The 21202-nt window shown below is 48.8% G+C and carries 12 protein-coding genes and 1 tRNA gene; 7 read left to right on the top strand and 6 right to left on the bottom strand.

From position 1 onward, the window contains the following. Nucleotides 1-162: 162 nt before the first annotated feature. Nucleotides 163-1503, top strand: a complete 1341-nt coding sequence (gene clpX, locus ACLFWI_RS09140) for an ATP-dependent protease ATP-binding subunit ClpX (RefSeq protein ID WP_446412691.1) — start codon at nt 163-165, stop codon at nt 1501-1503. Nucleotides 1504-1667: 164 nt separating this feature from the next. Further along, nucleotides 1668-2285 carry a Uma2 family endonuclease gene (locus ACLFWI_RS09145; protein WP_446412683.1) on the top strand — a complete coding sequence of 206 codons (618 nt, stop codon included), beginning with the start codon at nt 1668-1670 and terminating at the stop codon, nt 2283-2285. Between the two features lie 175 nt (nt 2286-2460). On the opposite strand, the gene ACLFWI_RS09150 is transcribed toward ACLFWI_RS09145, so the two are convergent. From ACLFWI_RS09150 to rpoB, 4 genes are all read right to left on the bottom strand, one after another. Continuing rightward, entirely contained in the window at nt 2461-4224 is a 1764-nt protein-coding gene (locus ACLFWI_RS09150) for an ABC transporter substrate-binding protein (RefSeq protein ID WP_446412692.1), read from the bottom strand. A gap of 129 nt (nt 4225-4353) precedes the next feature. Then, complete coding sequence (locus ACLFWI_RS09155) at nt 4354-8358, bottom strand: DNA-directed RNA polymerase subunit beta' (RefSeq protein WP_446412684.1); 4005 nt, start codon at nt 8356-8358, stop codon at nt 4354-4356. Between the two features lie 53 nt (nt 8359-8411). Next, nucleotides 8412-10295, bottom strand: a complete 1884-nt coding sequence (locus ACLFWI_RS09160) for a DNA-directed RNA polymerase subunit gamma (protein WP_446412685.1) — start codon at nt 10293-10295, stop codon at nt 8412-8414. Nucleotides 10296-10472: 177 nt separating this feature from the next. After that, entirely contained in the window at nt 10473-13823 is a 3351-nt protein-coding gene (gene rpoB / locus ACLFWI_RS09165; RefSeq protein WP_446412686.1) for a DNA-directed RNA polymerase subunit beta, read from the bottom strand. Between rpoB and ACLFWI_RS09170 the strand changes: the two genes are divergently transcribed. Then, the gene (locus ACLFWI_RS09170; RefSeq protein WP_446412687.1) at nt 13822-14169 is read left to right on the top strand and encodes a hypothetical protein; all 348 of its coding nucleotides are present in this window, start codon (nt 13822-13824) and stop codon (nt 14167-14169) included. The genes rpoB and ACLFWI_RS09170 overlap by 2 nt on opposite strands. Before the next feature lie 305 nt (nt 14170-14474). On the opposite strand, the gene ACLFWI_RS09175 is transcribed toward ACLFWI_RS09170, so the two are convergent. Next, nucleotides 14475-15263 carry a TatD family hydrolase gene (locus tag ACLFWI_RS09175; RefSeq protein ID WP_446412693.1) on the bottom strand — a complete coding sequence of 263 codons (789 nt, stop codon included), beginning with the start codon at nt 15261-15263 and terminating at the stop codon, nt 14475-14477. 261 nt (nt 15264-15524) lie between these two features. Beyond that, complete coding sequence (gene rpsT / locus ACLFWI_RS09180; RefSeq protein WP_446412688.1) at nt 15525-15866, bottom strand: 30S ribosomal protein S20; 342 nt, start codon at nt 15864-15866, stop codon at nt 15525-15527. 212 nt (nt 15867-16078) lie between these two features. On the opposite strand from rpsT, the gene hisD reads away from it, so the two are divergent. The 4 genes from hisD to ACLFWI_RS09200 all read left to right on the top strand — a co-directional run bounded on the left by hisD (nt 16079) and on the right by ACLFWI_RS09200 (nt 20979). Then, the gene (gene hisD, locus ACLFWI_RS09185) at nt 16079-17389 is read left to right on the top strand and encodes a histidinol dehydrogenase (RefSeq protein ID WP_446412689.1); all 1311 of its coding nucleotides are present in this window, start codon (nt 16079-16081) and stop codon (nt 17387-17389) included. Between the two features lie 279 nt (nt 17390-17668). Beyond that, entirely contained in the window at nt 17669-18094 is a 426-nt protein-coding gene (locus ACLFWI_RS09190; RefSeq protein ID WP_446407351.1) for a universal stress protein, read from the top strand. Nucleotides 18095-18404: 310 nt separating this feature from the next. After that, the gene (locus ACLFWI_RS09195) at nt 18405-20648 is read left to right on the top strand and encodes a PAS domain-containing sensor histidine kinase (protein WP_446412690.1); all 2244 of its coding nucleotides are present in this window, start codon (nt 18405-18407) and stop codon (nt 20646-20648) included. A gap of 249 nt (nt 20649-20897) precedes the next feature. After that, nucleotides 20898-20979 (top strand) — tRNA-Leu (locus ACLFWI_RS09200). The last annotated feature ends 223 nt before the right edge of the window (nt 20980-21202 follow it).

A 21202-nucleotide genomic window follows, 5' to 3' on the forward strand; every position in this document is an offset into this window, starting at 1 on the left:
TCCCCCAGCTCCCCCAGCTCCCCCAGCTCCCCCTCACCTTCTCACCTGAAGCTCCCCTTTTGCGATCGCTCGAAACTACAATTGAAATAGAGCGGTTTGGATAGCCGAACTCTCCTGTTAAGCCAGATTGCTGTCACTGAACCCAACAGCGCGAATTTCAATATGTCCAAATACGATTCCTATTTAAGATGTTCTTTTTGTGGTAAATCCTCAGAACAGGTTAGTAAATTGATTGCTGGTCCTAGCGTCTACATCTGTGATGAATGTGTGGAACTGTGCAACCAAATTTTAGAGGAAGAACTGCTGATTTCTCACTCAGAAAGCCCGAATTATCCCCCCTTAACGGCTGAATCTCCTTACCAACAACCTGACTATTCTCCCCGTCGCACCCAATATCACTTACTCAAGCCTGTTGAAATTAAACAAACGCTAGACAAGTATGTTATTGGTCAAGACCAAGCCAAAAAAGTCCTCTCCGTTGCGGTTTATAATCATTACAAACGCCTTAACCTGGCTCAGGATGATTATGACGCTAGTGGACTAGATGACAGCATCACCCTGCAAAAGTCTAACATCCTATTAATCGGTCCAACGGGTTGCGGTAAAACCCTTTTAGCTCAAACTCTCGCCAATTTGTTACAGGTTCCCTTTGCGATCGCGGATGCGACAACACTAACAGAAGCGGGTTATGTCGGAGATGATGTTGAGAATATCCTGCTGCGACTGTTACAGATGGCGGACTTCGATATAGGATCTGCCGAACAAGGTATTGTTTATATTGATGAAATTGATAAAATTACTCGCAAGAGTGAAAAGTCCTCGATGACGCGGGATGTTTCCGGTGAAGGCGTTCAGCAAGCCTTGCTGAAGATTTTAGAAGGAACTGTGGTCAATGTACCGCCACAAGGAGGGCGCAAGCATCCTTATCAAGAGTTCATTCCACTGGATACGAGTAATATCCTGTTTATCTGTGGCGGGGCTTTTGTCGGGTTAGAGCAAATTATCCAGCAACGCTTAGGGAAAAGTTCGATGGGCTTCATTCAACCGAGTGAGACGCGATCGCCCCAATTGTCTTCCTCGGAATTGTCAAAACACTTAGAACCGGACGACTTAATCAAATTTGGGGTGATTCCGGAAATAATTGGGCGGTTACCTGTGATTACCGCCGTGGAACCCCTAGATGAAGACTCTTTAGTAGCAATCTTAACCCAACCCCGCAATGCCTTAGTAAAACAGTACCAAAAACTGTTGAAAATGGATAACGTGCGCTTGGAGTTTCACCCAGAAGCCCTACGTGCGATCGCGCAAGAAGCCTTTCGTCGCAAAACCGGGGCTAGGGCGCTGCGGGGAATTTTAGAGGAGGTGATGTTAGAAGTAATGTATGAGATTCCCTCGCGCCAAGATATTACCCTTTGCGCCATTACCCGTGAGATGGTTGAGAAGCGATCGGCGGCGGAATTGTTAGTCCATCCCTCTTGGTTGCTTAATCCTGAGTCAGCATAATTTTAATTGTTCCCTGGGAAAAGGGCTACCAACCCAAGTCAGGACAAATTTGTTCCCTATTCCCTGTTCCCTGTTCCCTGTTCCCGTTCCTAACCAAAATGCCCCGGCTTAGACCGATAGCTGGAAAAGTAATCATTCGTAAGTCACAAAAAGAAGCTAACGCTATGATTCAAGCCCTACCTCAACAGATAACATTTGATGAATTTATTGCCTGGTATCCAGAGCCAAGAGAACACCGCTATGAACTTCACAATGGGATAATTACTGAAATGCCAAAACCAAAGGGTAAACATTCAGAAATTGCTGGGTTTCTCAATATCGAACTTGGTGTTATCTGCCGTAATGCCCAACTTCCCTATTTTATTCCGAGAGAATGTGTACTCAAATCCGTTTTGGATGAGTCGGGGTATGAGCCAGATGTGATTATTTTAGATAAGATGGCTGTCAAGAACGAACCCCGCTGGGAAAAAGAGTCTGTGATTACGATGGGTTCCTCAGTACGTCTGGTTGTTGAGGTAGTCAGCACGAACTGGCATGATGATTATGCCCTAAAGCTAGAGGAGTATGAGGCGATGGGTATCTTTGAGTATTGGATTGTTGATTATCTAGGACTAGGGGGTAGGCGCTACATCGGTAACCCGAAACGACCAACATTTAATGTTTACCAACTTATTGACGGTGAATATCAGGTGACTCAGTTTAGGGGAGAAGAACTCATTCAATCGCCGACTTTCCCCGATTTTAATTTAACGGCTCAACAGGTCTTTCAAGTTGGGGAGTAATAGAAAGGAGAAACAGTAAAAACCAACGGCGAATTCGATCAATCATATCCTCTTCTCTCCTCTTCTCTCCTTTCCGCATTCTCTAAACTTGTCCTCCCCATCCCTTAACCCTCTCTGCGCCCTCTGCGTAAACCTCTGCGCCCCTCTGCGTTAAAAAAACATAATTATCAGATTTTTAATCTTCAGAAATCCTCAACTCGTAAATATTCCAGAACGCACCCCCTAAAGCCGAATACTCAATCCCCTCCACGCGATCGCGCACAGCCGTCATCGATAGGGGATTCACCAAATAAATAAAAGGTAATTGTTCTTTAATCAGGCGTTGGGCTTCACCATAAATAGCTTTACGCTTTTCTTCATCTAACTCTTGAGACCCTTTAACATAGAGATCATTAATCTCTTTCTCCCAAGGTGCAACTTCCCAACCCTGAATCTCTGGTTGACCAACAGTTGGTTTTTGATTGAAACTGTGCAATCCGCCTTCAGTAGACCAGACATTTGCACTATTATTGGGTTCTAATCCGCCACCGGAAAAACCAAGGAGATGACATTCCCAATCCAAGCTATTACTGAGTTTTTCCACCAAAGTACTAAAAGCAATCGGGTTAAAATCCACTTGCATACCAATTTTCGCCAAATCTCGTTTAATTTGCGATCCCATGGCTTCGCGTAGTTTATTTCCCGCATTGGTAATTAAGGTGAAACGCACTCGATTCCCTTGATCGTCGAGGAGTTGTCCTTCATCGTTATACTGGAAGCCCGCGTTTAACAATAATTCTTTGGCTTTTTCCAGATTATACTCGTAAATTGGTAGTCCCTCTTCGGGAGACAAATAATAAGGACTTTGTACCGGAAGATTGGAATACTGCGGTTCACCCAATCCCCGAAACGAGTTATCAATCATCGTTCTTCGGTCAATCGCATAAGCCACCGCCTGTCTAAATTCCAAGGTATTGAACCAACGAGATTTCATCGGTTCAATCAAAGGTTCGCCATCCCGACTCCCTTTGTTAAGGTTGAAGGAAATAAAACTGGAACTTAGGGTTGGACCACCAACATAAATGTTAAAGTTACTGCGTTCCTCTTCTCGTTTAAGTAAGGAATAGAAATCCGGTGAGACGCTAATCGCATCTAACCCACCAGAACGAAATTGCAAAAAGGCAGTATCGGTGGATTCAACAATTTCCCAGAAGAGGCGATTAATATAAGGTTGAGGTTGACCTTGAGATCCTTGACGCCAGTAATGGGGATTGCGGCGAAAGATTAAGCGTTGATTGGTATTGTAGCGATCAAGTTGATAGGGTCCATTGACCACAATTTTATCCGGGTCAGTATCCACACCCCAAGTGGTCATAAACTTGGGTCTTCCTTCTTGGTCTTTCTCAGTTACAGTATCCTGGAGGGCGTGGGCGGGTAAAATTGCCAGTCCTGTGGTGCGGAGAAAGGGCGCAAAGGGTTCGGGTGTGGTAAATTCAACTCGTCTTTGATCGAGTTTCCGCACCCTGGGAAAGCCGCGTGTTTCGCCAATTCTAAGAATGTCGCGAATATCGGTGGGAATGTCTTCGTTGAGGTAGATATCATTGTAGGTAAAGACGACATCATCAACGGTTAAAGGTTCTCCATCAGACCACTTTAATCCCTCTCGCAGGGTAAAAACAATCCGCTGTTGGTTATCGGAGATGTCCCAGGATTCACCAAGGGCGGGTTCAATTTCTCCGGTGACACCATTTTCAGTTACCAATCCTTCGTAAGTGTAACCAAAAATATTCGGCGACTCCTGAGAGAGGGCGTAGTTAAAGGTTTTGGGGTCACTGAGAATACTGGTGACAAGTTGAGATCCCTGGGCTGCTTCTGAGGTAAGGAATGCAGGGTTACAGGCGGATAGTGCGATCGCGACGATACAGGTGAGTAGACTCAGACACCAGCGACGCAGAGGAATGTTTGCCAAGATAGTCACGAATCCAATTCAATGCTTACACCCCTAATTGTAGGGCTAGGTAGAGACGTTGCATGCAACGTCTCTACCACCCGGTTAGGCTTGATTCATCTGCATTACAGAGGACACAGACTAAACATCATCATCCTCCTCATCCTCCAGATATTCCTCAGCCAACTCGTCTGGGTCCTCGTCCTCATCCATCAGCGGCTCAAAATCGCTGATATCCTCTTCTTCCATACTGTAAGCGCGAGCCGTGCGATCGTCTAGCACTTCTAAGGAATCATCTTGGTCGAATTCACTACTCTCATTCAGATCGCCAAAATCATACTCAGCGCCGCCATTGGCGGAATCAGCATCGACACCACTGGTGGGGTCTTCATAAGCGTTATACCCGGTTCCGGCGGGAATCAGGCGACCAATAATCACGTTCTCCTTCAAACCCCGTAACCAATCGGATTTCCCTTCAATAGCAGCTTCAGTGAGGACACGAGTAGTTTCCTGGAAGCTAGCGGCGGAGATGAAGCTATCCGTATTCAGTGAGGCTTTGGTAATCCCCAATAATACTGGCGTATATTGAGCCGGTGCGCCCCCAGTAATTGCCATGGCTTCATTCACGGTCTCAATTTGCCGCAACTCCACCAATTCTCCCGGTAGCATTGTGGTATCACCCCCATCATCGACCCGAACTTTCGAGGTCATCTGACGGACAATCACTTCGATATGCTTGTCCGAGATATCAATTCCCTGGGATTGGTACACCGACTGGACTTCATTAACCAGAAATGCTTGTGCGGCTTGCAGTCCCGCTAAAGCACCTTCATAGATTCCCTTTTCTTCCACAGTGAAATTAAAGAAAATCTCCAGAATCTCGTGGGGATTTGCCGGTCCATCAGTTAACGGTTGACCTACCTTAACAAACTGAGCATCGGAAACCATCGCGTTTTGTCCCGGACTCACCGGATAATCTGTAATCACCCCTTCCGGTTCAATCACTTTGATATCAACGGTTTCATCTTCCTCATAAACCACCTGCGTCTCACCGGGACGTCGGGCTAATACACAGGCTTCTTTGGGTCTACGGGCTTCTAGGAGTTCTTCAATCCGGGGTAGCCCTTGAATAATATCACCCGTCTTTGCCCGCTCAAACACCAGCAGCACTAGGTTGTCACCCCGTTGCACCAAGTCTCCATTATCAATTTGCAGCACCGCACCGGCGGACACGCGATAAGGACGTGCGAGTCGCAACGTTACTGAGTCTTCGTTAACTTGGACAACTTGTCCGGATTCGGAAGCTTGCACATTGGCGGCGAGGAAATCAGTCTCCACGACTAAATCTCCCACCTTCACCTGAGGTGTGCCACTAATGGGAACGGTAATCCGATCCCCATCCCGAACCACCAGTACCCGGCGAATGGCTTCCACCCCTTCGCGAATCCCTCGGACTTCACCGGATTCTTTACACTGAATTTCGGTGCGGGCGACGACGTCTTTGGGCGCAATTTTATCCCCATCGTTAACCAACAGCCGAGTTTGGGTACTTCCCCCTAAAGGATCAGCCGAGGTATCGCGGCGGATCACCAACGATTCCAGGATCACCAACTGCAACCGCATCTCCTCTGGATCATCCGACTCTTCGGTTGTGACTAATTCAATATCCGCCGAAAGCTGAGAGGCGGAATGATCCCCGTCGGACTCCTGAGTCATGTCCAAAACCAGTTGAGTTCGCAGCAACTCTAGTCCTTCAACGGACTTGATCCGCTCTCCGTCTTTATAGGGTAGCCGCTGAATCGTCCGTAGCTCAATCCCGATCGCACTCTCGCCATCCGACTCACCGCCCTCGGCTGAAGCACCGTTGGCACTGTCGATGGAGGCTTGAGAGGGGACATCGGGTTGATCAGGAATGTTAAACTCTACCACAGGTCTGAGCAGTAATGCCATTCCCTCTGGCGTCTCGGCGACTTCCCCATACCGCAGTTCTGCCACGCTTAACCCTCGAACGGGTTCTGTACCTGGATGTACTAGCTGACCTTCAGAGGCAAAGGCGTCGGGGACTTCATCCACCAAATGCAAGTCTCCGGGCTTAATCACAATTTCCCGCAGAATGTCATTCTTCTGCACAACTTCGACAATCCCTCCCGATTGGCAGAAGATATCTTTCACCACTTCTGTCCCGGCTTCCACATATTGACCGTCTTCCACCAGCAGCAACGAGATATCTTTATTAACCTCGTGGCATTCTTCGGGAATCCACAGCAGGGTGCCGCCTTTGGTGATTTCGTAGCCTTGCTTGGCTTTACCGCGCTTGGCGACTTCTACACCGCCATACTTAATAATTCCCCCAGTTTGGGTGCGATAGCGATCGTCAATTAACTCCGCCACCACTTGATTATTTAACACTTTTGTGCCTGGGGTTGCCTTGAGCAAGAAGCGCTGGTTATTGGCGGTGTGAATCACATACTGTTCACGACCCCCACTACTTTCCATCCGCACCACGGCTTGGTCTAGGCGTACTGACGCGGTGATGATGTCAATTTCCCGCTTACCTGGGGTCAGGCGCACTACACCACCGTTTTGGCTAACTAACTTGGTTTCTGCTAACACGGAACCGGGTTCCACGGCATCCCCGTTTCTGACCACGGGTTCAGCACCAGGGGGCAGGTTATACACCTCTCCTGATAACACCCACAACAAGCCACCCCGCTGGGCAATGCGGGTCGTATTCCCTTGGCGATCGGTTTTTTCTTCGGGAATCAAGTCGGCAAACAGAACTTCTCCAGCCAAATCCGAGGCGACGTCTTTGGCAGCTTTTTCCGTAGACAGGCGAGATTTGCCCAACGCCACTTCGGCTAAAAGCTGTTCTGCTTTTACCTCTTGCCCATCGCCAACCAGGAGGATGGAACCGGGCGTAACCGGAACCGTCTTGGCTTTCCCTTTATTGGTGGGTTCCAGAATCAGTTCACCTGCGACTTCCACCTGTTCCCGCTCTTCCCCATGGCGGGTACGCACACCTCGGGTTCGCAGACGGCTCGAAAAGCGGACAACACCATCAAACGCCGCCGTAACTTGGCGGGCGACTTCACCGGTAAATACTCCCCCGGTGTGGAATGTCCGCATGGTTAGCTGAGTTCCTGGTTCACCAATGGACTGAGCCGCAATAATACCAACAGCTTCTCCTAAGTCCACCATATGCCCATGTGCCAAACTCCAGCCGTAGCAATGCTGACAAACTGATCGCGAGGCTTCACAGGTTAGGGGAGAGCGAACCATCAACTCTTCCACCTCCGCTTTGCCGATGATGTCGGCTAAATCGTCGCAGATGGCTTGGTTACGTTTGGCGATCACCTCTTTGGTTTTCGGATGCAGCACATCAGCGGCTAGGACACGTCCCAAGAGGCGATCTTGCAGGGGAATCAGCACGCGATCGCCATCTTTCATCGCAGTTAGCTGGATGCCTCGGGTTGTCCCACAGTCCACTTCCCGGACAATCACATCCTGAGACACATCCACCAGGCGTCGAGTCAGATACCCTGAGTCAGCCGTTCTCAGGGCGGTATCCACCAATCCTTTGCGTGCCCCGTAACTGGAAATAATATATTCAGTAACAGTTAACCCTTCCCGGAAATTGGTCTTGATCGGCAGGTCAATAATTTCCCCTTGCGGATCAGCCATTAGACCCCGCATCCCGACCAATTGGCGCACCTGAGACAGGTTTCCTCTTGCCCCAGAAAACGCCATCATATAGACCGAATTCAAGGGATCAGTCGCCTTGAAATTCACCACCACTTCATCTTTCAGGGCTTCCGACGTACTATTCCAGGTATCAATTACTTTCTGGAATCGTTCAACTTCGGTGATTTCCCCCCGACTGTAACGGGCTTCCGTGGCGCGAATCTGGGCTTCTGCCGCTTCTAGCATCTCACGCTTTTTCGGCGGCACAAGTAGGTCATCGACACTAATCGAAACCCCCGCTTTTGTGGCATAGCGGAATCCTAAATCTTTAAGTTGGTCAGCCATCTGAGCAGTCCGGGCGCTGCCATACTTAGTAAACGCCCAGGAAATCAGTTTTTTGAGCTGACCTTTATCAACGATTCGATTGTAGAAAATCGTTTCTTTTTGTCCTTTGTCATTCGTCATTTGTCATTCGTCCTTGGTGATTCGTCCTTGATGATTCGTGCTGAGTTTTGGTTTCAGGCAATCATCAGAGCATCTTGAATGGCTTTGTTGTAAATAATCCGACCCGGCGTTGTCCGAATGTACTGAGAAATCAGTTCACCATCAGCCGTTTCCCGAACCCGGCGGTCTTTGTAGATTTTCGTCACCATTCCATCGGAGGATGTTTCTGTGGAAATTACCTGATCATCATCCGACTTGCCACTCTGCATCGTGCCATCAAAGCGCACCCACACATAAGCATGTAACTCGACTTGCTGTTGTTCAAAGGCTCGGATTGCATCATCTAGAGAGGCAAAATAGCGATCCGCGCCTTTTGTGGCGTGGGGATTTTCGGCGGTGAGGTAATAGCAACCCAACACCATGTCCTGACTCGGTGCGACAATCGGACGTCCTGTTGCTGGAGAGAGAATATTATTGGACGCCAACATTAACAATCGGGCTTCGGCTTGAGACTCCAACGACAAAGGAACGTGAACCGCCATTTGGTCACCGTCAAAGTCCGCGTTAAAGGCAGGACAGACTAAGGGATGCAGTTGAATCGCCCGACCTTCAACCAAAATCGGTTCAAAGGATTGAATCCCTAAGCGGTGCAGCGTTGGCGCTCGGTTGAGCAAAACCGGATGACCAGCAATCACTTCTTCTAACACGTCCCAAACGCTGGGGTCACCGCGCTGAATCAGTTTTTTGGCGGCTTTAATGTTATTGACCAACCCCTGACTAATCAGGCGATGGATCACAAAGGGTTGAAACAGTTCAATCGCCATCTCGCGGGGTAAACCGCACTGGTGAATTTTCAGATTCGGACCAACAACGATTACCGAACGTCCGGAGTAATCGACCCGTTTCCCCAAGAGGTTTTGGCGGAATCGACCCTGTTTACCTTCAATAATGTCGGACAATGACTTTAATGCCCGATTATTCGCACCCACCACCGTGCGTCCTCGGCGTCCATTATCAATCAGCGCATCGACCGCTTCTTGCAGCATCCGCTTTTCGTTGCGGACAATAATTTCTGGGGCGAGGATTTCCTGGAGGCGTGCCAAGCGATTATTGCGGTTGATCACCCGGCGATACAAGTCATTCAAGTCTGAAGTAGCAAAGCGTCCACCATCGAGCTGAACCATGGGACGCAGATCCGGCGGGATGACGGGAATAACCGTCAGCACCATCCACTCTGCTTGTGACCCGGTGGCGATAAAGTTATCAATCACCCGCAGTCGCTTAATCAGCTTTGCCCGCTTTTGACCTTTGGCGTTGCTGATGTCCTCGCGCAGTTTTTCGGCTTCGCTGTCTAAGTTGACATCTTGCAAGAGTCGTTGTACTGCTTCTGCACCAATGCCCACTTCTACGCCATTTAGTTCGGAATCTTCGCTATAAAGTTGCTCCTCAATTTCCAGCCATTGGTCTTCAGTCAATAGCTGTTTATAGCTGAGATTTTCAGCATTCCCTGGACTCAGAACAACATAAGCATTGAAATAAACAATCTGCTCGACATCCCGCAAGGGCATATCCAAGAGAATACTCAGGTAACTGGGAATTCCTTTGAGATACCAGACATGCGCCACAGGCGCCGCCAGTTTAATGAATCCCATGCGATGTCGTCGTACCCGTGACTCCGTGACTTCCACGCCGCAGCGTTCACAAACAATGCCGCGATGACGAACTCGTTTGTATTTGCCGCAGTGACATTCCCAGTCTTTCGCTGGACCAAAAATCCGCTCACAGAACAACCCGTCCATTTCGGGTTTGAGCGTGCGATAGTTAATCGTTTCTGGTTTCGTCACTTCCCCTACAACTTGACCATTCGGTAGGGTACGTTCTCCCCATATACGGATTCGCTCCGGAGAGGCAATTCCAATTTTTACGTAGTCAAAGCGCTGTTCTTGTTGCTGTTTCATCTTCCAGGGTTTTTAGGGTTTCAGACGTGCCATGGCGCGTCTTGAATTTTGAATGGGAAGGGGCGGGTTTGACGACTATCGTGTTTTGTTCACCCAGATGTAACTCAACCCGCCTCGACTGGATGTAGAGACGTTTGCAACGTCTCTACATTATTCAACGAGAGAGACCTTATGTCTCTATGTCTCTTCTTCTTGAAATTCATCACTGCGGAGGGATTCATAAGTTGGTCGGCTGGGGGTACGACGGCGATCGCCATCTGCCATCAAATCTACTTCTAAATCACGGCTAGAGCCATCTTCAGCGGTTTCTACTTTGTGCACGGCAATATCGAGTCCCAAGGATTGAAGTTCTCGCATCAACACCTTAAAGGATTCCGGCGTACCGGGTCGGGGAATTGCCTTGCCTTTGACAATGGCGTTGAGGGCTTCGTTACGACCTTGCATATCATCTGATTTCACGGTGAGTAACTCTTGCAGGGTATAAGCCGCTCCAAAAGCCTCCAATGCCCAAACTTCCATTTCACCAAATCGCTGACCGCCCTGCTGCGCCTTACCACCCAACGGTTGCTGAGTAACCAGGGAATAAGGTCCGGTGGAACGAGCATGAATCTTATCATCGACCAAGTGAACCAGTTTTAACATGTAGGCGATACCGATTGTCACCGGACGATCAAAGGCTTCGCCCGTGCGACCATCAAATACCTGGATTTTGCCCGGATTGTCTGGATCAAATACCCAATCTTGCTGAGTTTCTTCCCGCGCTTGCTGAAGTTTGCCGTGAACCGTCAGCCGGGATGCTTCTTCCCCATACATTTCATCAAAGGGAATCATCTTAAATCGCAGGTCTAAGTTTTCACCCGCCCATCCCAGTAAACATTCAAAGACTTGACCGACATTCATCCGACTGGGAACGCCCAAGGGATTGAGAATAATGTCCAGGGGAGTGCCATCCGGGAGGTAGGGCATATCTTCCATCGGTAGAATCCGGGAAATAATCCCCTTATTGCCGTGACGACCTGCCATTTTATCACCCACCTGAATCTTGCGCTTCTGTGCCACATAGACGCGCACTACCATGTTGGCACCAGGGGGGAGTTCATCACCTTGTTCACGGGTAAAGATGCGGACATCCACAACCCGACCTTTTTCGCCATTGGGAACGCGCAAGGAGTTGTCTCGCACATCCCGGGCTTTTTCTCCGAAAATTGCCCGGAGTAGCTTTTCTTCGGGGGGTTGGTCGGATTCGCCTTTGGGTGTCACTTTACCGACGAGAATATCTCCGGCTTCTACCCACGCCCCTATGCGGATAATTCCTTGTTCGTCAAGTTGGCGCAGCGCATCTTCCCCCACGTTAGGAATTTCACGGGTGATTTCTTCGGGTCCGAGTTTGGTTTGTCGGGCTTCAATTTCGTATTTTTCAATGTGAATACTGGTGTACACATCATCCAACACCAGTCGTTCACTAATCAGGATGGCGTCTTCATAGTTGTAGCCTTCCCAAGGCATATATGCCACTAGAATGTTCTGTCCTAATGCCAGTTCTCCCCCTTCAGTGGCTGAACCGTCAGCTAGGATTTGACCCGCTTCCACGTCATCTCCGTAAAAAACTAACGGACGCTGATTTAAGCAGGTGTCTTGGTTAGACCGCTGATATTTCTGGATTTCGTATTCAATGATTTCTGGTTCGCTGGTTTGGGCTGTCTCTGCACTGTCTCCCGGTAAGGCGGGGGTGCTGGGAGCGGTTTGGACGCGAATTTTGGTGGCATCCACATAAACGACTTCGCCAGCTTTCCGGGCGACAACCACCATGCCGGAATCTCGTGCAGCTTGGGCTTCCAACCCTGTACCCACCAAGGGACGTTCTGGACGCAACAAGGGGACGGCTTGCCGTTGCATGTTTGAACCCATCAGGGCGCGGTTGGCGTCATCATGTTCCAGGAAGGGAATTAATGAGGTGGCTACGGAGATAATTTGTACCGGGGATACCGCCACAAAGTCTACCTGATCAGGGGTAGTGGTGGTAAATTCTTGGCGATAGCGCACGGGAACCGATTCGCCCAAGATATAGCCATTTTCATCCATGGGGATGTCACCAGGAGCAACGCGCAAGTCGTCCTCTTCATCAGCTGTCATGTAAAGCGGTGCTTTGTCTTTGATCACCCGCCCGTTTTCTACGGGGTAGGAGGGGGTTTCAATAAAGCCATAAGCGTTGACTCGTGCATGGGTTGCCAAGGAACCAATTAGACCGGCGTTGGGTCCTTCTGGCGTTTCGATGGGGCAAATTCGTCCATAGTGAGAGGGGTGAATATCCCGCACCGCAAACCCTGCCCGTTCCCGGGTTAAGCCACCGGGTCCTAAGGCAGATAAACGGCGTTTGTGGGTTAACTCAGCTAGGGGATTGGTCTGATCCATGAACTGGGATAGCTGAGATGAGCCAAAGAATTCTTTAATGGCGGCGACTAGGGGTTTGGGGTTGACCAAGGAGGCGGGGGTTAGGGTATCGGAATCAGAAACGGTCATTCGTTCCCGAATGATTCGCTCTAAGCGATTCAATCCCACCCTAACCTGGTTTTGCAGGAGTTCACCCACGGAGCGAACCCGGCGGTTCCCCAAATGGTCGATATCGTCGGTGCTGCCAATATCAAATTCCAGGTTGATCAGGTAATCGATCGCGCTCATAATATCTTGGGGCGTCAGCACCCGGATTGTATCGGCAACATTTAAGCGCAATTTGCGGTTAATTTTGTAGCGACCGACACGACCGAGATCGTAACGTTTGGCGTCGAAAAAGCGTGATTCTAATAACTGCTGACCTCCGCTTACTGTCGGCGGTTCACCTGGACGGAGCTTGCGATATAGCTCCATCAGGGCTTCTTCTTCACTGGGATTGCCTTCTTTGTCTAAGGTCTTTTGATAATAATCGGGGTGACGCAGGGCATCGATAATTTCGTTGTCCGAGAGTCCCAGGGCTTTTAAGAGAACTTGGGCAGACAGTTTCCGGGTTTTGTCGATCCGAACCCAGACTAAATCATTTTTGTCGGTTTCAAATTTTAACCAAGCGCCTCGGTTGGGGATTAAAGACGCGGAGTAGGTACGGCGTCCATTTTTGTCGATTTCCGACTTATAGTATACGCCGGGACTGCGGACAATTTGATTGACAATCACCCGCTCGGCACCATTAATAATAAACGTACCGCGATCGGTCATCAGGGGCAGATCGCCAATAAAGACTTCTTGCTCCTTAATCTCACCGGTCTCTTTATTGATCAGGCGAGTGGGTACATACATTTGCACTGCATAAGTGCTGTCTCGCCGCTTAGCTTCATCCACATCGTATTTAGGACGCTTGAGCTTATAGTCTTTGCCAATAAAGTGGAGTTCTAGCTTACCCGTGTAGTCACTAATCGGTGAGAAGCTGTCAAGTTCTTCAATTAACCCTTCTTCAAGAAACCAGCGAAAACTGGCTCGCTGAATTTCAACTAAGTCGGGTAATAGATAGGTGGGAGTTGTATAAGTTTGAGTCGTCATGCTTTTCCTTCTGGAGAGGGTGAATCAGCGTCAGAATGGGCAACGAGCCAAGGTAGAGGCAGAATTTGCTCCTCTAGTCAGCAATCCTGAGCAATACGATAGTATGATTGGCTATATCCATCGGGGTAGAGACCAGTCAGCATCTAGCGCTGCCAAGCCGAGTATTTTTACCTCTTTTTACCTCAAAGAAGCAATAAGAGAGTCTGAGGATAATAACGACTGTCTTAATAATCGGCGGGAGCGTTTTAATGATAATGATCATACAGGGGTTGATCTACAATCAGATAGAATCGGCGGCATCTTCTCCTCGTGGTCTTCTCCTCTTGGGCTGTTGGGCATCGATTAAGGATTGTTTCGGGGTTAGGCAGTGATGGCGGGATAAAACTTGAGAAAATTTTATACATAGTAACTCTTCTTAATCAATTATGGCGCAAGCCCAACGGAATTTACCTGTTTACCACTCCTTTTTTGGCTTGAGGGGGAGCCATGTTCCAGACGTAGCCGGCTACGTCTGGAAGCTGGGCAAGTCATAGACTGACCTAGTTGAAAACGGAATAATTGATAATTGACACCCAAACCCTCATTTTTTGCCCCAACCCTAAACTGATCAGGCATAATCATCTTTATGGCTGGCGATCGCGAATTGGGGTTCTAGGCATCATCTACGCTCAGATTAAACAGCCGACAGGCATTCTGAGTTGTTTCTTGTGCCAAGGTTTCCAGGGGAATCTGCCGCAGTTTAGCAACACAATCGGCAACATGGTACAGGTTAGCGGGTTCATTGCGCTTCCCCCGTTTGGGTACGGGGGCGAGGAACGGACAATCTGTTTCAATCAGCAGGCGATCACTTGGCACTAGGGTGGCTGATTCTTTGATGGCTGTGGCATTTTTAAAGGTGACAATACCACTGAAGCTAATATAAAAGCCTAGATCCAAAAACCACTGAGTCTCCTCAGGCGTTCCCCCCCAACAATGCATTACACCCCGAATCGGTCCTACCTCTTGACCAAACTGCTTCACCTGATCACGAAGATCGGCGGCGGCGTCGCGACAGTGAATAATCACAGGTAAGTTAAGCTCGTAAGCGATCGCCAGTTGTGCTGCGAATACCTGCTTTTGCTGGTCTTGGTTTTCGGCTTTGTAGAAATCTAGTCCCATTTCCCCAATTGCCACAACTCTGGCATCGGAATCAGCTAAGGCGCGAATTTGAGTCGCCATTTGGGGCGTCCATTTGTGGGCATCTAGGGGATGTAAGCCGACGGCAAAAGACATTTCCGGGAATTGGTCAGCCAAGGTTTGAATCCCGGAAAACTCTGAAGGTTCAACACAGGAATGAACGAGCCGCACGACGCCGACATCCCGCCAGCGATCGCGTACCGCTTCTAGATCAGACTCGAAGACATCGAAGTTGATATGAACATGGGTGTCTATCAACTGCATTGACATGGTCTGTGTCCTCTTCTGCTCAATTCTTACCCAAAACCAACCCAAGGAGCCAATATTTTTCCTAGCTTAGAGCTTATTTGGCAGTTAACACGCTTAAAATCGGGTGTCACTCACATCTTGCACCCGTCTAGGGATTAAACCCTAGTGCAGCGTGGCGGAAATAACTCACCAGTTAACCAGCTCCCTAAAAGCAGCATACCTTATGTTCCTTATCGGCTTTTGCCCTGGAGCCTTCGGACTTGGATCCTTCTTGTACTAGGATGCCTCTGTTGTTTCCGCCGTCGATGTTTCAGCCGATGGGGGATTCATTTGAGCCTGTACCTTCTTGAGCTGCTTGACCAGACGGGACTTCTTCCGAGAACCATTGTTACTGTGCAGGACGCCCCGCTTCACCGCTTTGTCTATCTTACTGTAAGCAGCAGACATGCGATTTTTGACATCCTGCAACGATTCAGGACTTGGCTGGCGGGCGTAATCCTCGACAGCCTCAAAATATTTTTTCATCAGGGTTCTGACCGCTGATTTATAGGTTTTATTGCGGACTCGGTTTCGTTCAGCGATTTTGATACGTTTAAGAGCAGACTTACTATTAGCCACAGAAATCTTCCGGAAAACTAAGGTTTGAGATTCTAATTTACAAAATACCAGAACAACTACTATAACATCTATGTCAAAAGTGTCGCGAGTCCAGAAAAATCCAGGTAAGCTAGAGAAGAGAGTCTAGGCAAGAACGGATTCCCGGTCAGGGAACTCTCTTTTCCTATCCTAGTCTCCCACGGATAATACCTCATGATAGGCACTCCGACTCCATGCTGCGAATAATCACTCAGCAGGCTGAGGCAAAAAATGAACTGCGGCGGATCTGCGATCGCACCTCCCACGATGGAATCATGCACAAAGAGGCGACGGTGCGAGAAGTCTTGCAGACGGTAAAACGCCAAGGGGATAAAGCCCTCTTGCACTATACCGAAGAATTCGATCATCAACGTTTAACCCCTGACCAACTGCGTGTCAGTGGCTCAGAACTGGATGCTGCCTACCAGCAAGTATCCAAGGAACTCCTGGATGCGATTCAGTTGGCAGCACGGCAGATTGAAGCCTTTCACCGACAACGTGTCCCCAAATCTTGGGTGCAGTTTGGCGATGATGAGGTGGTTCTGGGCAAACGCTATACGCCAGTGGATCGAGCCGGACTCTATATTCCTGGCGGTCGAGCCGCTTACCCGAGTACGGTGTTAATGAATGCGATTCCGGCAAAAGTAGCAAAAGTGCCTCAAGTCGTTATGGTCACACCACCGGGATTGGAACAAAAGATTAATCCAGCCGTCCTCGTCGCTGCCCAAGAAGCGGGTGTGAGCAACATTTACCGCGTCGGCGGTGCCCAAGCGATCGCGGCTTTAGCTTATGGAACCGAAACCATTGCCAAAGTGGATGTAATTACTGGTCCAGGGAATATCTACGTCACCCTGGCAAAGAAACTCATCTATGGAACTGTGGGCATTGATTCCCTTGCCGGTCCTTCAGAGGTACTAATTATTGCCGATAGTAAAGCCAACCCCGTCTATGTCGCCGCCGATTTATTGGCGCAGGCAGAACATGACCCGCTAGCGGCGGCGATTCTGGTGACGACAGACTCGACATTGGCAAAAAACGTCCAAGCCGAAGTCAAACACCAACTTCAGGATCATCCCCGACGCGAACTCACCGAAAAAGCGATCGCGCATTATGGCTTGATTGTCGTCGTCGATTCCCTGGACATCGCTGCCGAACTCTCTAATGAATTTGCTCCCGAACACTTAGAATTAGAAATTACCGAACCTTGGGACTTACTCAACCAAATCCGCCATGCGGGTGCCATCTTCCTGGGAACATCCACCCCAGAAGCAGTTGGTGACTATATCGCCGGACCCAATCACACCTTACCCACCTCTGGTGCTGCCCGCTACGCTTCGGCGTTAGGTGTAGAGACATTCATGAAGCACTCGAGTCTAATTCAATATTCCTCAACCGCCCTGAATAAAATGGCAGGAGCGATTCAGGTGTTGGCACAAGCCGAAGGATTACCCTCTCATGCGGATTCCGTGCGCTTACGCACCTTTGGCGATCGACATTCGGATTGAGACAGAGTAGGGGGAGTTGGGGAAGCTGGGGAAGCTGGGGGAGCTGGGGGAGCTGGGGAAGCTGGGGAAGAATATTCTCAATGACCTCTTCCCCAATAACTGACCTTAAGAGTACTATTTAATTCCCCATTCCCTGTTCTCTAACAAAGGACAAATGACAAATGACCAAGGACAAATGACTTTTGTCAAACCAGTAGACAAAACCTCTGCTCAAGAGGGAAAATTCCTATTGCTGGGAGCCGATCGCTCACAATCGCTCATGAATGAGGAGAAATTTTGGTGCTAAAGACGATTCTGGTAGCTCTCGACAGCTCCAAGCCACCCTATCGCTTAATTGAAACCCTGGATAACCTACAAATAACATCAGCCGCCAAAATTATCTTGTGCCATGTCATGCCTCCTCAAGACCCTGACATGGACATCCCTGTAGATCGTCCACATCCTTCGGAGGAGTTCCTTTACCAAGAAACCGAACAGCAACTGCACCTGTATCAATCCAAACTCCCTTGTTCTAGTGAAATTCAAATTGTTAACGGTGACCCCGCCGCCGAAATCATTCGCCTTGCCCATATTTACCACGCGGATTTAATTGTGATTGGCACTCGTGGACTGACAGGCGTAAAGCGAATTTTGCAAGGTTCGGTGAGTAGTCAGGTGGTGGCTGACGCCCCTTGTTCGGTATTGGTGGTTAAGGCGAATGAATAGTTTTATGTCATTGGTCATACTCAAGGGAGCGAGAAGCAAGCTACGTCTTATCTAAAGCGGTCTAAGAATTACGAGAAACAGCGTAATCTTCGATTTGGTGGGGGAGGATGTCACGTCATGATTGTCGCCAGTTCCCAGACGCGCCATGAGACGTCTCTACATCACTTCCCCATCTCCCCCATCTCCCCCATCTCCCTCATCTTCCCTATCTCCCCCAGCTTCCCCAGCTTTCTCTAAATGCTTAACACAAACTCCGGAACGATAGTAGAAAATATGGAGGTAAAAAGGGTGCAGCTATTGTGTATAAAAGATGACCGCAGAAACCTTTGATCAACAGATTACCCTATCCCTCAGACGTGTAGAAACGCTTTGGCAACAGGCACACGAATCACTCAAATTGCCCGCACCGGAGTCTCCACACAAGGAGGAGATCCAAAACCAGCAGCAACATTTACTACTGGAAAGTTTGACTGAACTGTCCCATTCCCTGCAAGAACTACAATTTGCCGCCGGAGAACTACGCCAACAAAATGATAAATTAGCCCAAAGTCAGATTGCCCTAGAAGCGGAACGCCAGCGGTATCGGGAATTGTTTGAGTTTGCTCCCGATGGCTACTTGGTTACCAATCCCGACGCGATCATTGTTGAGGCAAATCAAGCCGCCGCCCATTCACTGAACTTTTCTCCAGAACGTCTGGTGGGCAAATCCTTCGCCGTTTTTGTCGCGACTCAAGAACGACGCGATTTTTATTACAAGTTGAGTCAGTTACAACGGGGGGAGTCGATCAATAATTGGCCCGTTCAGATTCAACCCCGTGGTGATACATCATTCCTCGCCTCCCTAACCGTCGCGCCTGTGCAAAATCCATCATCGGGTCAAGTAATTGGATTGCGCTGGCGGTTACAAGATTTGACGATCGCACGCTATAAAGATTCCATGCAATCCTACCTTCATTCCCGGTTAGACTCCATTGTGAAGCGGACGGTTATTGGTCTAGGACTTCTAGATCATCAGGGGAACTTGATCGAATATAACCCCAAACTTCAGGCAATGCTCGGTTGTCCGGCTGAGGAATTAGCACCCACGTTGATTAGATGGATGAATTTAGATAAGCCGGGGATGGAATCGGCAATGTTTCGCCAATTAATCGCGGGTGAACGTCATTCCTACCAATTGGAGAAGCCTCTCCATCATCCCGATAGCACCATCGAATGGGGAAGGCTTACCGTGGCGTTGGTGCAGGAGACTCCAGACGAACCCATTTCGGCAATTTGTATCCTGGAGGATATTAGTGAGCAAAAACGTCTAAAAGCGGAGCAACAAGAGGCAATTCGTCGCCAACAAGCGATTCAGCAGCAACAAGCGGTTAAACAACAAGCTAGTCAGCCAGAGAAGAAGCCTCCAGCCACCCCCTCTCCCCCAGCGCCGGATACTTCAGTCGAACAACTGGGACAACTCCTGAATGCGATTCTTTCAAATTCTAGTGACTTTTTTCTCGTGTGCGATCGCACGGGCAAATATGTCTATGTGAATCAACCCGCAGCCCAGGCGTGGGGACTTCACCAAAAGGATTGTATCGGCAAAACCTGGCATGATCTGGAGTTGTCCGCCGAACAGATGAAACAGTTGGATGCTCAACGGGAAAATGTCTTAACCACGGGAGAGTCTAGAACCGACGAAATTACATTAACCACGATTCAAGGGGTGAAGGATTATGAATATACCATAACCCGTTTGGATCATCTCGAAGGGAACGGCGGCGCTGTTGTGATTACGTTTAAAGATTTGAGTGAGCAAAAGCAGGCGATGGTAGCCGCTAGCGAAGCGATGGCAAAAGAAGCCGAATATCGGGCGCTCAAATCCCAGGTTGACCGATTTGCCTCCGTGGTTACTAAAGAACTCCGTGATCCCCTGAACAAGATTTTTTCCCATGCTAAATACCTGGAAAATAACCCCGATTTCGACACGGAGAATAATCATCTTTACTACATCCAGCGTATCCAAGGGAATGCTCACCGGATTAATCAACTCCTGAATGATCTGCTATTGATTAAAAAGATTGAAGCCAAGCAACTGCGTTTAAATCTCACGGAACTGGATTTAACTCAGTTGTGTCAGGGATTAATCGCCCAGTTACAGGAACGTACACCGTCGAACCCTCAGATTAGTTTTGTTGGTACAGAATCTTGTTATGGCATTGGCGATGAAGGATTATTGCGTCGAATGTTGACAAATTTACTAATTAGTGCATGGCGATATGCACCAGAGGATAGTCCGATCAAGTTGGAATTGTTGTGTCAAGACGAGAAGGTGGTGTTTCGTATCCCCGATTTTGGCAGTAATATGCCCGAATCTGAGCAAAACATCTTATTTAACGCTTTTGACGCCCAGAGTCATGGTGATACGATGACGGGGAGTAGTTTAGGGCTGATGCTGGTTAAGCATTGTGTCGATGTACAAGGGGGTGCGATCGCGGTAGAATCCCAAGCAGAAGCAGGAAGTACAGTGACGATTACCTTACCTTTACCGCAACCTGGGGAGGATAACCCGTAGGCGATGGGGATGAGGATTAGAATCCTAATCCGGTAAAACCCTGGTTCTTTCAAGATTGTAGAGACGTAGCATGCTACGTCTCTACAGTGTTCTGGAGGGGTATTCAACCTGAATTTGATATAAGCAGAGGCTTGACGCACACCTGGAGGCTTTCAGGCGATAGCAACGGGAAAATAATGCTTTCAGCGTTACGTCGAACTCAGCTAACCAAATCGTCAAGTTTTTGCTATCATAGCTATCGAGTGAGTCGCGGACGTGGCGGAATTGGCAGACGCGCTAGATTTAGGTTCTAGTACCGTAAGGTGTGAAGGTTCAAGTCCTTTCGTCCGCATTTGAGAAGAACAAAGGATTGCGGCTGTACAGTGACAAATTATTTGTCATCAGTTACAGATTAGCGTCATTCTCAATATAATAATATTTACTATACCTTGTGACAGGTAAAAATTGGAGATTCCCCTAGGGAAAAACTAGGGTTTGCAAAGTAGGCGCCCTGTAATAATAGTTAGCTTCGGTCAGACGCGATCGCGAGTTTGTTAAGTTTTCCTAAGATGAGT

Origin of the sequence: Coleofasciculus sp., assembly GCF_046539235.1 — a bacterium.
GTDB lineage: Bacteria > Cyanobacteriota > Cyanobacteriia > Cyanobacteriales > Coleofasciculaceae > Coleofasciculus.

What these genes read in the sequence shown, in the direction of transcription:
- ACLFWI_RS09175 (WP_446412693.1), bottom strand. Translation starts at nt 15,263, where the DNA reads ATGCAGTTGATAGACACCCATGTTCATATCAACTTCGATGTCTTCGAG.
- rpoB (WP_446412686.1), bottom strand. Translation starts at nt 13,823, where the DNA reads ATGACGACTCAAACTTATACAACTCCCACCTATCTATTACCCGACTTA.
- ACLFWI_RS09145 (WP_446412683.1), top strand. Translation starts at nt 1,668, where the DNA reads ATGATTCAAGCCCTACCTCAACAGATAACATTTGATGAATTTATTGCC.
- clpX (WP_446412691.1), top strand. Translation starts at nt 163, where the DNA reads ATGTCCAAATACGATTCCTATTTAAGATGTTCTTTTTGTGGTAAATCC.
- ACLFWI_RS09195 (WP_446412690.1), top strand. Translation starts at nt 18,405, where the DNA reads ATGACCGCAGAAACCTTTGATCAACAGATTACCCTATCCCTCAGACGT.
- hisD (WP_446412689.1), top strand. Translation starts at nt 16,079, where the DNA reads ATGCTGCGAATAATCACTCAGCAGGCTGAGGCAAAAAATGAACTGCGG.
- ACLFWI_RS09170 (WP_446412687.1), top strand. Translation starts at nt 13,822, where the DNA reads ATGCTTTTCCTTCTGGAGAGGGTGAATCAGCGTCAGAATGGGCAACGA.
- ACLFWI_RS09160 (WP_446412685.1), bottom strand. Translation starts at nt 10,295, where the DNA reads ATGAAACAGCAACAAGAACAGCGCTTTGACTACGTAAAAATTGGAATT.
- ACLFWI_RS09155 (WP_446412684.1), bottom strand. Translation starts at nt 8,358, where the DNA reads ATGACGAATGACAAAGGACAAAAAGAAACGATTTTCTACAATCGAATC.